Source organism: Lachnospiraceae bacterium KGMB03038, assembly GCA_007361935.1.
GTDB lineage: Bacteria > Bacillota > Clostridia > Lachnospirales > Lachnospiraceae > Massilistercora.
Genome location: CP041667.1, coordinates 1,754,073 through 1,766,394 on the forward strand (window position 1 = coordinate 1,754,073; position 12,322 = coordinate 1,766,394).

Sequence of the window (12,322 nt, forward strand, 5' to 3'; positions counted from 1 at the left end):
ACTATGGCCTCTGCTGACTTCTGTACGCTCAACATTACCTCTCGATAATGGTTACTCTTTTTAGAGCATTCCGCACAGACCTCCCTGGGTACCACACGTTTCTTTCCCTCCATCTATCTGCCGCATTTACTGTACATGATTCCGTGTAGCTATCGGGCTTCGTCTTGTATAGCAGACTTACCCTCATGTACAGCCTTCTATACGATTTCTGTCCGTCAGACCAGAGGTTTGCCCATGGGTTAGTAGGTTCCCCACATCCGGCTTCCTTCAGATTCCACCTTGCGGTGGACACCCTTGCCTTCGGCTATATCCTTCCCACTACCGGGCGGATTTGGGACTTGCACCCTTAAGAAACGTGCGCCGCCAGGCGCACTATGATGGTCTCTGCCGTTCCTTCGGGAACGGCAGAGATTTTTCGTCTGCTTAAAAATTCTGCCTATTTCAAAAATGTCTTGTAGTCCTCATAGTTTTTGGACAGAAGTTCCGGCGTGTCCAGCCCATAAGGACATTTTTCCTTACACTGTCCGCAGTGGAGACAGCCTTCGATCTTCTTCATTTCTTCCTGCCACATCTCGGAAAGCCAGGCCTGCTGCGGCGCTCTTCTTAGCATCAGGCTCATTCTTGCGCAGTCGTTGATCCGGATTCCGGCGGGACAAGGCATACAGTATCCACAGCCCCGGCAGAAATCCCCGGATAACTGCCCCTGGTCTTTGCGTATCTCCGCAAGCAGTTCCTCATCCAATACAGGCGGTTTCTCCTGATAAGCCAGAAATTCATCCAGTTCCTGCTCTTTCTGCACTCCCCAGATAGGCTCCACATAGTCAAAACAAGGCTGTGACAGATAGGCGTAAGCGCAGGCAGAATTGTGGATCAATCCTCCCGCCAGGCCCTTCATGGCGATAAATCCCATGCCTGCTTCATGGCAGGCTTCCGCTAATTTCCGGTCATTCTCGGAGGCAAGGTAAGAAAAAGGAAACTGCAAGGTTTCATAGAGCCCAGAACGAATGGCTTCCTCCGCTGCAGCCAGCCGGTGGTTGGTGATCCCGATGTGTCGGATCTTCCCCTGCTCCTTCGCTTCCAGCATTGCCTCATATAAACCGGAACCATCTCCCGGTTTTGGACAGACCGCCGGGTTATGGAACTGATAGATGTCGATATAATCCGTCCCCAAAGTCCGCAGGCTTTCCTCCAGGTCTTTCCAGAACCCTTCCGCATCTGAGGCCGCCGTCTTTGTGCTGATGATGATCCGTTCCCGGATATAGGCAAACGCGGCGCCCAGCTTCTCCTCACTGTCCGAATACGCTCTTGCCGTATCAAAATAATTGATTCCGTGGTAAAATGCCTTCTGCAGCAGATATACGGCGTCCTTTTTGCTGATCCTCTGGATCGGGAGCGCGCCGAATCCATTTTTATTTACTTCAATCCCTGTCTTTCCCAAGATTACTTTGTCCATCATATTCCTCCTTTGATTCTAAACGTTTTTTGCTCCATGGGGCATTACAGCGTACTTGATCACATGATCCTTTTTCTCTTCAAAAACCTGATAAGCCTCCATGATATGTTCCAGATCACAGCGGTGGGTGATCAGGAAACTGGCGTCCAGCCGCCCGCAGGCTGTAAGATCCATGATCTCCTGGCAGAAGCCGCCGTCTACGCCTCCGGTCTTGAAAATGAGATTCTTTCCATACATCTGGGGCAGCGGAAGGATCTGGGACTCTTCGTACATGGCAACGATCACCACAACCGCATTGGCGCGCGCGATCTGCCAGGCCGTCTGAAAGGTATCCCTTCTGCCGGCCGCCTCAAACACTACGTCCGCCCCTCTTCCGCCGGTAAGTGAGAGGATCTTCTCCGGAATCGGATCCTTCCCCGGAACCAGCGTAATATCTGCCAGCCCTTTTTCCCTGGCCAGCCTCAGACGGTCTTGATCCACGTCTATGGCAATGATCCTGGCAGGCGTATATAAGCGGGCGCAAAGCATGGTGCAAAGTCCTGTTGGGCCTGCTCCTATAACTGCTATGGTATCGCCTGGACGGATCTCTCCAATCTTGGCCGCCCAGAATCCGGTAGAAAGGATATCCCCCTGGAAAAGCGCCTGTTCGTCTGTCACATTGTCAGGAATGATCGTAAGTCCATTGTCCGCAAAAGGAATCCTGGCATATTCTGCCTGGCCGCCGTCGATGCGGCATCCTAAGGCCCATCCTCCCTGCTTGTCCGTACAGTTGTTTACAAATCCCCGCTTGCAGAAAAAACACTCTCCGCAGAAGGTTTCTACATTTACAGAAACCCGGTCTCCCGGTTTCACTTTCTTGACGTCTCTTCCAGTCTGGATCACTTTCCCCACAAATTCATGCCCAAGGATTGTTCCCGGCACAGCCTTTGGCACCGCGCCGTGCTTGATGTGGATATCACTGGAACAGATGGTTGTCAGCGTTACTTCCACAATTGCGTCTTTTTCATCCTGGATCTTGGGGATTGGCCGTTCTTCCAGGGCGATCCGCCCCTCTCCCTGATATACAACCGCTTTCATAGATTATGTATCCCTTCCTTATCCTCTATCTCTGGGAGACCTGCTCCATTTCTTCCCGGATCTCTTCCTCACAGGACTGCATAGCGCGGAGCGTCTTTTCAAACAGATCGTTTAGTTCCCAGTCAAGCCGTTCTGCTCCCTCGCGGATCGTATCTCTGGAGCAGCCGGCCGCAAACCGCTTATCTTTAAACTTCTTCTTAATACTGGACACTTCCATATCCATCACACTTTTAGAAGGACGCATAAGAGCGGCGGCTCCGATCAGCCCGGTCAGCTCATCTACCGCAAACAGCACCTTCTCCATTTCATGTTCCGGTTCCACGTCGCAGCAGATCCCATATCCATGGGAGCAGACGGAGTGGATCATATCCTGGCCCACGCCTGCCTTTTGCAGCAGCTCCGGCGCTTTCCGGCAATGTTCTTCTGGATATTGTTCAAAATCAATGTCATGCAAAAGGCCTGTGATCGACCAGTAATCCGCCTCATCTCCATAGCCCAGCTCATTGGCAAACCACCGCATGGTCTTTTCTACCGTCAGGCCATGCTGAATGTGGAACGGCTCCTGGTTATATTGTTTCAACAGTTCCAATGCTTCTTCTCTGGTCAGATTACTTGTCATTTCATACTTCCTCCTGTCTTTCATGGGATATTCCCACACTACGATACTCCCAGTCTACAGCGGCTTTCCCAATCTGTCAACTGGGAGTAGATCCTGTAGGATCTATGGTTTTTTCAGTCTTACTCCATCGTATGCGTCAGGCATTTTACATCTGACTGGGAAATCATAGGACTTCCAAATGGCCGCATGGCAAGGGCCATCAGTTTCATCGGATTGTCGTCCGCCGCGATGCGGTTTGAGCTGATCTTCCCACAAGTCCTGCAGCGGTGGATGATGGCCCACTCTCCATTTTTCCTGACCCAGACGCCGATGGGTTCCATACGGCCATGACATTGGGAAGAGCGGTCTCCCGGCTCGTTGTCCAGATGGATGCTGTACAGACAGTTAGGACAGTGGTTCCTGTGACTGCTGCCCGCTCCCGCCGAGACCACCGGCCATCCGCAGACTTTGCAGGTAAACGCGTCTGTGCAGGGATGGGTCCGGTAATATTTCTTATCATATTTTCTCTTTTTATTTTCTCTGTTCATTGTGTCTTCCTCCTATTTTTCCCTGTCCCCCCATGATCCGGGTCAGTTCCTCCATCTTTTCGATCGGAAACGGCGGGGAGGACAGGGGCTTTGCTGCAATGGACAGCAGCTTGATCCGATTGTCATATTCGGTAACTCTTGTGGTCTTCATTTCCCCGCAGAACTGGCATCTTTGGACGATCTCCCACTTATCGTCCCCTTTCACCCAGACGCCTACCGCCTCTAAGATTCCCCCACATTCGATGCCGTCGGCTCTCTCTTTGTGGATGGACGCCAGGCAGTTGGGACAGTGCTCCCATTCTCCTTTCCTGCCGTCCATGTCAGAAGTCCAGCCGCAATAAAGACATTTCTCCTGCTGTTTCTCTTCTTTCATGTTCTTTCTCTCCTTTTCATCAAATTTCTCATTAAAATTCTCGATCGGACGACAACAAAGTGTATAATTCCACACAACAAAAAACGGATCACCCAGTCTTCTGAGTAATCCGCATACCTACCGCTTATGATCAAATCTGCCCGCAAGAGGCTTCCGTCCGCCAAAACAGATAACCGGACTCTTTCCGGCACAAAATAAGCCCCTTCCTTTTTAGAACAAGACAAATAAAACCGCCTTAAAAAGCCAGCCTGATGAATCTATCCGCAAATAGGTACAACAAAATACTCATCATAAACATTTTCAGATGAGAAAAAAATTATCGTCCTTCATAATTAGCGAATAGCCGTCATCAAGCCACCTCCCTTTCTTCGTGCTTTTCCCAGTATATCACAGCCGCTGCCGGATGGCAAGACGGCAGAACTCTTATACTTCAAATTAAAAATATGAGTATTTTCTCTTCATATCCGTTATTAGTTCCGGATTGTCCTTCTTTATCCTTTCCACCAGAACCGAAAGATTGTTCCGGTCTTTCCGGATCGCATCCAGTTCCGTTTCCGTTATTCCCACAAACTGGATAAATTCAACCTGTCCATGTACCGTATCCAGTGTCTGGGCCGAAGTATCGTTCACGGTAATAAGCGCTGTGATGGCGGAATCCGTCCCGATATGAAGGGACGTCCCGTTTCCTGGCACACACTCTCCGGCTTCAAAGAACCGCTCGCTTGTATAAGTATACCGGGCAAGATTGGACAGCATATCCAGCGCCCAGAGACAGTCTTCCGCTTTTTCTTCCTTCAGCTTTATCGTCATCTCATAGCCCCATCTGCTGTATTCGCCTCCAAAAGCTTCTTCATCGGTATAAAGTTCGCTCATTCCAAATGTGACTATATGCTGATAACCTTCTCCCGAATCATAAAGGGAATATCCGTCAAGATAATTATCCCCGCCAAATATTGCTCTCGCGTGAATCTCCGTACCATAATGAGCGGGTTCCTTCCCAGGATATAACCGGTCAAATTCCGCCTCGATGGCATCCCATCCCGGCGCCCATTCGTTATCTTCGTCCATCCTTTTCCTGTATTCTTCTTTGGTCATTTTGCAGCGCCTCTCCTTTCTCCTTGCCAGCCCTTTCAAGATTTCTCACAGGTATTTATAAATTTCATAGGGGCAACATGCCGCATAAGAAACGCATCCATTTCATCAATCCCTATCATACTGCGATTCAGCGACACATGCTTATGTTTTGCATATATCTTTATCTTTTTTACCTCTTCCCACCCCATATCCATCTTCGTTTTTCGAACGATCCTAGTTATTTCATCCACATGAAAGCCATATCTTCTTCCAAATCCAGGCCTGACAGTTACAAACTCTCCCTCAGCAACAATCCGGAACCGCCACACCAGAACCCCATAGATAAGAAAGGGCGCGGCAGCCAGCGCAGCCCCGATGCTGAGAGCGGCATTAAAGGCGGGGCTTGCCACACCCAGTATCACTATAAACAAAACAGAAAAAAACAGGGGCAAAACCACTGCCGCCATAAAGACAAAATAGGTTTTGCACAGGTAAACTTCTGTCTTCAGTCTAAGCTCTGTCTCAAACATCACTTTGCCATTGCTCTCGAAAAAAAGCACTTCTATATCATTATTTTTCCCGTATTGAGTCGCTTTATAGATCAGGTCAATCCTATCTTCATCGGCTGCTTCTCCCGTATGCCGGATCCAGGACACATCCTCCGCATACGCGTAAAATCCCCCGAGGCAGGTTTCCCCGCTGAACCTTGCGATATTCCCTTCATCATCTTCAATCTGTACATAGGATTTTGTTCCTGTGATAACCATCTTTTCGTTCCCTCAAAAGCACACTCAGTCTATACTTTTTTTCTGGTCAAAAACATCCCCAAGGCCGCTCCTGTAAGAATAAGCGGCGCCAGTCTGACAAACAGCCATTCAACCGCATGAGAAGCGACTCCCGCAACGGCCGTTTCCGGATTGCTGTAGTCCCAGCCTAAATAGGGGCTGTTTAACACGATCAAGGCCGCAAAAACCGCCGCAATGACTACACATACAAAGACAAAGAGCCAGTGAAATATTTTTCGCCTTGTCTCCTTCCTTTGCGCAAGCTGCAGGTTTATAATCTCCAGTTTCTCAGAAATTGCTTTTAGATCCCCGGCTTCCGGTACCGCGGCAGTTTCTCCCAGCAGAGTGCTTACGGAAGTTTCAAGCGCTTCCGATATGGCGATCAGCATATCAGAGTCGGGGACCGACAATCCGTTTTCCCATTTGGAGATGGTTTGGCGCACTACATTCAGCTTGACCGCAAGTTCTTCTTGTGAGAGTCCTTTTGATTTTCGGATCGCTTTCAAGTTTTCATTTAACATAGGACAGCCTCCTTCTTTCAATTGCTATCACTATTCTAGGGAAATCCGTCCGTTGCGGCAAGCAACGCAGAGTAACTTCGCCTCTTCATACGCCGGATCATACAATCTCGCGAACGCCAAAGGTATCCGTCCATAAAGGCATATAACCACTTCGTATCGCGACTGCCTGGGATGCGATATTTGTCACAGAAGCACTGTAAAATGGTATTTTCCCTTGTTTCAATATTTCAACCGTCAGATTATGTACCAATAGAGAAGCCAGCTTTTTCCCTCGGAACGCCTTCTTAACATCAATTCCAACTTCCCGCAGTTCATGATTTACAAAGGAGGCCCCTGCCAGCGCGATAATATCATCGTCTTTTTTGGCGTAAAGGACAATGCATGTTGAAGTACTGCCATTCTCATCAAATGATAACGAATTGTCAAATCCCCTGATCCCATATAGTTTCCTGATTTCATCGTCAATGAGTAATTCGAAGGTATACCCTTCAGCAAAAGGCAATAGCTTCATCTGATTTATATCAGGAACATAATGCAAGGTCTGGCCAAACACATAATTGCTCTCATATAGTTCATCCCGGCTTTTTCCGCAAAGCTGTCTCATCCCGTCAGAAAATAAATCTGAAGACAGGGTGATAATATTTGTATCCTCAACACTTAGGATTTTTATATACTTTTCCGGTTTATTATCATCCTCGATAAAAATCGTTTCACCCGCATGTAAATCCTGTATACCGCAATTCATTTGTTTTGCAATATACTTATAAATTGTCTCTTGTATATCTCGCCGCTGAATCATATTCTTTCCCTGCAAATTAACTCTTGTTGAATTTATCTTTTTCTATGATATATGATTGTAAACTTTTTTCACACCCATTTTTTTCATAAAATGACTCAACACCTGGCTGTGCACCAAAATACAGCATAGTTGGGGAAACTTCTTTTGCAAGCTGCAGAAGTTTGCTTCCAATTCCGTGCTGTTGATATTCTGGTAAAACAAGTTCATAGTCACCTTTCCACACCTTGTTAACAAATGAAATAAAAATATGTGCTTTAAGTCCTTTATCGTTTACTTTATATTTTATCAATTATATATCCTCTCAACTTCCACGCTGCCAAATCATTTTTTCAATTTGAAAATTCCAAGTATCACTGTTCCGATGGCCGCACTCTCTACGATCACTGCCGCAATCGGTTGTTCTGCGCAGATTTCCCAATTTATGAACGGTAATGCCCCCAAACACACCCCTACTAAGATCCAGGCAACTGCCCCAAGCAGATTCTTTTTACGTCTTCCTTCTTTTGTTAGGTTTTCAGCATCTTCTGACTCTCTGTCATACCAGCTCCCCATGTCGTAATCCAATAAAAACTCTTTCAGATAGGATTTTATAACCCCGCCCCATGAAGAACTTTTTTTCTTATTTTTCTTTTTCCCCACTTTATTCTCTCCTAAATATTTATAGAAAAGGATTTACCGCTTTTTTACGATCCAATTATCCTTTTGTGTTTTTCTTTCCGCATAGCAGCCACATGGCATATCTTTAAGCACACCAACGGAATGATCCAAATCGAAAACGGATTTTAAAGATACCAGCCTTGCTTCCGCTGCCGTATGTGCGGAACCGCACAAAAACTGCCACATTCCATCGTCTTCATCATGTGATACATATAAAATAGGTTTGTTATCATCTAAAATATGGCAGCAGATTATCGTAGCCACATTCGGCGCATCATAAAAAGGAAAATCCGATTCATCATTTAATTTTTTCAGCCGGCTTAAAAGCAAAGGAATTGCCTTATCAATCCAAAAAGAACCGTCCAGCTGCCCAGTTGACATACCTGCATGGACTTTGGCAAATTCGGAAGCCATATACTGCTCTCCTTTTTCAAGCGGTCTTCCTGTAAACTCTTGAAAAGTCAAAAGTATTTCTGAATGAAATTGTTCAATGGAGTATGGAACTTCTATATCCGCATAATATTTTTTTAAATATTCCCACAGGAAGGGATCCCCGCGAAGTCCCCATGTCTCAGGCTCTGCGAAAATTTCTGATACAAAATGGTTCATCTTCCTCAAAACTATGTCTCCAAAACTAAATATTTTTCTAATTAATTATATCATAGATCATGGATTCTTCGGAGTCCATTTTCTGATTTCCAGACATAAAAACCGCGCCCTGTGATTACTTGTTCCACAGGGCGCGGCGTTATGGATCATCTGCTGATTTTTTTCTTTTGTCTGTAAAGAACGGTGCCGATCACCGTTGCTCCCGCCGCCAGCATAACTGCGGCCCAAAGGACAAGATTGCCGCTGTCACCGGTCTGGGGGCCGTCCGCTGTTTCCTTCGCTGGGATTTCCACCGCGGCTTTCGCATAGCCGCATACTGTACATAAAGACTGCGCCCCGTGGTTTCATCCCACAGGCGCAGAATTGTTATGGATTATCTGTTGTATTTTCTCTTTCGTCTATACAGGGCTATGCCGGTCAGGGCTGCGCCCGACAGGAGCTCTACCGTTATCCAGAGGGTGATGTTGTTGGTATCGCCAGTTTGTGGAGCAGCAGAAGCATCGTCTTTACTTGTCTGGTTGGTATTGGAAGGCGTATCAGTTGTTCCCGTAGCTGGTATCTCTACCGCTGCTTTTTTATAACCGCAAACTGTGCATTCTTCATGCTTGGAGCCTACCTCTGCTGCAGTAGCTTCCTTGTCTACTACCCATGTAAAACTGTGATCAGCTTCGTTAACCTTCTCGCCGCAGACATTACATTCATTCCAATGTCCTGTCTCATCAGACTTCCATTCCGAACCAGCTGTATGGTTAGCTACAGTCCCGGAAGTAAAGGTTTGTGTCCCTTTCGCTCCGCATACGCAGGAGTAATAATACTCCGCCGGGGCTGTACAGGTAGCCGCTGATGCAAGATAGGTATCAGAAACAACCTTCTGATCATAGGTATGCTCCGTGTATCCGCCCTTCTGGCTGTTATCCGTAATCGGGCAGCCCTCTGCTGTGCATTCATGCCAGTGGTAGCCGCCATCGCTGCTCCATGTATTAGACCAGTTATGCTCGTGTACGGTCACTGTGACTGGCGCGCTGTAGGTACGCTCGTAATTATCCGTACCTGGCAGATAACAGCGAAGCTCATAGGTGCCGACCGCTGTCGGCATCCCATCGCTCCATGCAGACTCACCTGTGCTGCGATACTGGAACTGTAAGTTGCTCTTATCCAGTCCGTCCTGACCAGTCAGGGTAATACTTTCTGCCGGATAGGAAGCCGCATTCCCAGAGACGGAGTCGACCGTAAGGCCGTCCGTCAGCTGCAGAGTAATCGCACCTTTTCCTTCCACGGAATACCCTGAGGAAGAGCTGTTGAACTTCTGCTTTGTCCCCATGGTTCTTGCCTGATACAGTGTCAGAACCTCACCGTTTGAGTCAATACTTCCACCGTTAGCCGCAGTTTCCCGTCCCGCAATCCAGAACTCGAGGGGGCTGCCATCGTACTCTCCGAAATAAATCTTCTGATTGGTGGGGTTTGCGCCCGCAACGATGCCCGCCGATGTTGGTTGACCTTTTGCGACATTCTCCCAATCCGCTTCGCTCAAAGCGGAGAGATCGCCCCAAGAGGTCTGAAGCTTATCTTTCTCCGCAAACACGCGCAGGTTTTCTGCCGCCCCAGAGGTCGTCTGCATGATGTCGCTGTCTACGCCTACAAAGGTGACGGGCCTGGTGGCGGCGGCGAGTCTCGCGCCTGACCCATCCTCCATCCACACCTTTATGGTATATCCGTCAAGGCTTCTAATTTCCCAACTTGTAGCGTCTATGGTAACCGAGCTGTTCTCTTGTATGATTTTCCCTGCGGCGGCATACACCGTCGTCCCATCTGTCAGGCTGTCCTCCTTGTATGCCTGCACGACGACGTACTGACCGGCAACGCCGCCTGTATAATTGACCGTCAGGGTAAAAGAATTCAAATTTACCGATATTACATCAAAATCATCCTGTGACATGGTCTTCAGGTACATGCCGTAACTCGGCAAAGAACTCTCCGTGCTTTTTCCAAAATCGGAGAAGCCTTCAATTTGTATTGGCATAGCGCCAATGTCCGATCCGCCTGCCACTTGGGCGGCGGAGGCCGCCGCGGCAAAGCTTATGGAGCTGAGATTGATTTTAAACACGGGCGCTACGCCTGAGGAGCCATCAACAGAAGAACTTGCTACAGAATCTCCCCGTTTGGATATGTTCACAGTGTTTTCGGTACTCCCGAGCGACGAGCGAAGCCATGCATTGCTGCTTGTCCCGCCGCTCCAATAAGAGATGGGGATGACCCGGTTCTTATCCGACAAAGCATCGTTGTCGCAGCCTTCACCCCATGTGAGCACCTGATCATTGTTACCTACCGCAGCAGGCAGAGTGAAGCGGTCGGTCGTCTCATAGACGCTTGTAATATTTCCGGACGTATCATATACGGCCGTGCCGTAGGTCCACGGCTGCACCAGGGCGTATTCCCCTTCCGAAAAAAACAAGGGATATTTTGCGCCATTACCCGCTGACTTGGTGTCAAGCGGGAGCGTACCATCCGTTTTTGCCGCATTATTCAGGTAGGCGCGCAGGTCGCTGCGTCCCCAGTGGTTGGCGTTCGCGCTTGTCACAAAGCTCTCCGGCTCTGCCGCAAACGCCGTCGCCGGAACAAGCCCCGCCGCAAGACAGATTGCCAGCAGCAGGCTAAAAAATCTTCTTTTTGTCTTCATCTTTCTCCAGTCCCTTCGTATGATTTTTAGCAATTCAGAACAAACGAAAAAGCGCGTCCCGTCCACTGTAAAATGAGCAGGCTATGCCTTTATAATTTCTTCTGTTTTGGGCTTGACAGGAAAAAAGGCAAAGTTAGGGTGAGGTATGTATGCATCAGTCTGTCTCTTGCCGCCACTCTTGTCAACCCTTTTCTGAGCATAATTTTACAGATAAAAGTATACCATAAAATTCGGGCGGTTTTCAATCTTTTTCTGAGGAAAGGCGGACCGCGTCAAACCGGCAATCATTCATCGAAACAGACCGTCCTTCCATGTGTTTGTACCTTACCCCTCGTTTTTGCGTTTGTAAGCGTTACATGCTCATTATTGGAGCAGATAAGAAGTCTTTCCTCTTTATACAATGTATTTTTCCATTGTGTCGTCCTCCAAAATCATATATTCGCACATACATTACAGCTTCCCGATTGCCACACTTGTGTTTATCGTGTTATCAGTTTTTCCTGCCCTTGCTTTTGCCCTTATGTTCGGAGCAAGGGTAAAGTCGTGTGAAATCGTATCAATGGATAGGGTGGACTGATTGCGATAAATCCTTTATTTTCAAGGTTTTTGGAGAATTTTATCAAAACCCTATGCAGCGTAATAAACACCTCTAAAATTATGACTTTCTAATTAGGATCTGTTCTACACGCTTTTTAATAATGGACTCAGTTTCTCCGAAATATTATCAGTTCCTTTTAATCCTATCATTGGAATTGTGTTGTATCCACGCCACAATTTGGAGAACGATTTGCACCTATAATACCAACAATTTCAAATCCATATCTAATATATTCTAATATATTCTAATATTTCATAAACTACGTAATCAGCCAATCGGTCTAATTGAGTATTTGGAATATCTTTCTTCATCTCTATACGAATACGAGTATTCTCTACCACAATGGGAGCCTCTGCTCCATAATATTTCCTCGGTCAAGACCTAAACAACGAAGCTCTGGACAAGGCATTTGAGCAATGCCAATATCGGCTTTCACGAAAAGTTCGATAACATTCCTAAACTCGGCTGGATAAACAGCGGTTCCATCGGAAATAGAAAAAACAACCTTTTTACTTCTTCCATCATCAAACATAATCATTCTCCATAAATGCCA

Annotated in this window: 15 protein-coding genes and 2 pseudogenes; 1 reads left to right on the plus strand and 16 read right to left on the minus strand. The window is 47.3% G+C overall.

What is annotated here, in order from left to right; translation table 11 throughout:
- Nucleotides 1-34: 34 nt before the first annotated feature.
- Nucleotides 35-187, minus strand: a complete 153-nt coding sequence (locus FND36_08415; protein ID QDW74056.1) for an arginase — start codon at nucleotides 185-187, stop codon at nucleotides 35-37.
- Here FND36_08415 and FND36_08420 point away from each other — a divergent pair.
- A pseudogene (locus FND36_08420) lies at nucleotides 136-350 on the plus strand (hypothetical protein). The gene FND36_08415 and the pseudogene FND36_08420 sit on opposite strands and share 52 nt — an antisense overlap.
- 86 nt (nucleotides 351-436) lie before the next feature.
- Here the strand turns inward: FND36_08420 and FND36_08425 are convergent.
- The 15 genes and pseudogenes from FND36_08425 to FND36_08495 form a co-directional block, all read right to left on the minus strand.
- Nucleotides 437-1,453, minus strand: a complete 1,017-nt coding sequence (locus FND36_08425; protein QDW74057.1) for an aldo/keto reductase — start codon at nucleotides 1,451-1,453, stop codon at nucleotides 437-439.
- An 18-nt stretch (nucleotides 1,454-1,471) separates the two neighbouring features.
- Nucleotides 1,472-2,530, minus strand: coding sequence for a zinc-binding dehydrogenase (locus tag FND36_08430; GenBank protein QDW74058.1), 1,059 nt, complete (start codon nucleotides 2,528-2,530; stop codon nucleotides 1,472-1,474).
- 25 nt (nucleotides 2,531-2,555) lie between these two features.
- Nucleotides 2,556-3,149, minus strand: a complete 594-nt coding sequence (locus tag FND36_08435) for a hydrolase (GenBank protein QDW74059.1) — start codon at nucleotides 3,147-3,149, stop codon at nucleotides 2,556-2,558.
- Nucleotides 3,150-3,268: 119 nt separating this feature from the next.
- Nucleotides 3,269-3,676 (minus strand): RNHCP domain-containing protein, encoded by a 408-nt coding sequence (locus FND36_08440; GenBank protein QDW74060.1) that lies wholly within the window; start codon nucleotides 3,674-3,676, stop codon nucleotides 3,269-3,271.
- Nucleotides 3,660-4,049, minus strand: a complete 390-nt coding sequence (locus FND36_08445) for an RNHCP domain-containing protein (protein ID QDW74061.1) — start codon at nucleotides 4,047-4,049, stop codon at nucleotides 3,660-3,662. The genes FND36_08440 and FND36_08445 overlap by 17 nt, the downstream gene beginning before the upstream one ends.
- A 435-nt stretch (nucleotides 4,050-4,484) precedes the next feature.
- Nucleotides 4,485-5,144 (minus strand): suppressor of fused domain protein, encoded by a 660-nt coding sequence (locus FND36_08450; protein ID QDW74062.1) that lies wholly within the window; start codon nucleotides 5,142-5,144, stop codon nucleotides 4,485-4,487.
- 35 nt (nucleotides 5,145-5,179) lie between these two features.
- Nucleotides 5,180-5,890, minus strand: coding sequence for a hypothetical protein (locus FND36_08455; protein ID QDW74063.1), 711 nt, complete (start codon nucleotides 5,888-5,890; stop codon nucleotides 5,180-5,182).
- Between the two features lie 29 nt (nucleotides 5,891-5,919).
- On the minus strand, nucleotides 5,920-6,429 hold the full coding sequence (locus tag FND36_08460) for a helix-turn-helix transcriptional regulator (protein ID QDW74064.1): 510 nt from the start codon (nucleotides 6,427-6,429) through the stop codon (nucleotides 5,920-5,922).
- A 97-nt stretch (nucleotides 6,430-6,526) separates the two neighbouring features.
- Nucleotides 6,527-7,243 (minus strand): GNAT family N-acetyltransferase, encoded by a 717-nt coding sequence (locus tag FND36_08465; protein QDW74065.1) that lies wholly within the window; start codon nucleotides 7,241-7,243, stop codon nucleotides 6,527-6,529.
- A 1-nt stretch (nucleotide 7,244) separates the two neighbouring features.
- The gene (locus FND36_08470) at nucleotides 7,245-7,514 is read right to left on the minus strand and encodes a GNAT family N-acetyltransferase (protein ID QDW75585.1); all 270 of its coding nucleotides are present in this window, start codon (nucleotides 7,512-7,514) and stop codon (nucleotides 7,245-7,247) included.
- A gap of 35 nt (nucleotides 7,515-7,549) precedes the next feature.
- Nucleotides 7,550-7,867 (minus strand): hypothetical protein, encoded by a 318-nt coding sequence (locus FND36_08475; GenBank protein ID QDW74066.1) that lies wholly within the window; start codon nucleotides 7,865-7,867, stop codon nucleotides 7,550-7,552.
- Between the two features lie 33 nt (nucleotides 7,868-7,900).
- Nucleotides 7,901-8,200 (minus strand): hypothetical protein, encoded by a 300-nt coding sequence (locus FND36_08480; protein ID QDW75586.1) that lies wholly within the window; start codon nucleotides 8,198-8,200, stop codon nucleotides 7,901-7,903.
- Between the two features lie 440 nt (nucleotides 8,201-8,640).
- Nucleotides 8,641-8,787 (minus strand): LPXTG cell wall anchor domain-containing protein, encoded by a 147-nt coding sequence (locus tag FND36_08485; GenBank protein ID QDW74067.1) that lies wholly within the window; start codon nucleotides 8,785-8,787, stop codon nucleotides 8,641-8,643.
- 80 nt (nucleotides 8,788-8,867) lie between these two features.
- Nucleotides 8,868-11,204: an LPXTG cell wall anchor domain-containing protein gene (locus FND36_08490; protein QDW74068.1), complete on the minus strand. Its 2,337-nt coding sequence runs from the start codon at nucleotides 11,202-11,204 to the stop codon at nucleotides 8,868-8,870.
- A 648-nt stretch (nucleotides 11,205-11,852) separates the two neighbouring features.
- Nucleotides 11,853-12,301 (minus strand): annotated as a pseudogene (locus tag FND36_08495) (hypothetical protein).
- Nucleotides 12,302-12,322: the final 21 nt, after the last annotated feature.